The organism is Vogesella amnigena (assembly GCF_042648905.1).
GTDB lineage: Bacteria > Pseudomonadota > Gammaproteobacteria > Burkholderiales > Chromobacteriaceae > Vogesella > Vogesella amnigena.
Genome location: NZ_JBHRYH010000026.1, coordinates 1 through 502, shown reverse-complemented (window position 1 = coordinate 502; position 502 = coordinate 1). Strand labels below are relative to the sequence as shown.

2 tRNA genes are annotated in these 502 nt (G+C 55.0%); both read right to left on the bottom strand.

From position 1 onward, the window contains the following. Positions 1 to 28: 28 nt before the first annotated feature. Positions 29 to 104: transfer RNA gene (locus ACFOKJ_RS12610), tRNA-Ala, on the bottom strand. A gap of 194 nt (positions 105 to 298) precedes the next feature. Beyond that, positions 299 to 375 (bottom strand) — tRNA-Ile (locus ACFOKJ_RS12605). Positions 376 to 502: the final 127 nt, after the last annotated feature.

The window sequence follows — 502 nt, the reverse complement described above, 5'->3', positions numbered from 1 at the left end:
GAATAGGTTGTTGTTTGCATTGGGTGGGTGGTGGAGGATGACGGGATCGAACCGACGACCCCCTGCTTGCAAAGCAGGTGCTCTCCCAGCTGAGCTAATCCCCCTCTTTTTGGGTGATGCGTCGTTGCATCGCTCCTCGTGTACATCAGTACACGTCGTCGCGCTGCGCCTCGCCTGACCCAAAAATCTGTCTTCCGACAAATTTGCTTACGGCGTCAAATCATTTCAGTGCCAGGCGCAAAGCGCCGACGTGTACTGAAGTACACGAGGCGTTTTGCAACGCCGCAATGGAATGATTTGGTGGGTCTGGTTGGACTCGAACCAACGACCCCCGCCTTATCAAGACGGTGCTCTAACCGGCTGAGCTACAAACCCCCGTTTGTGCTACGAGCATTCGCATGCTCGCTCGCCCTTCTAACTTGCAAATAACCGATAGGCTGTAAGTACCTGACTCGCCTGTCTCTAGAAAGGAGGTGATCCAGCCGCAGGTTCCCCTACGGCT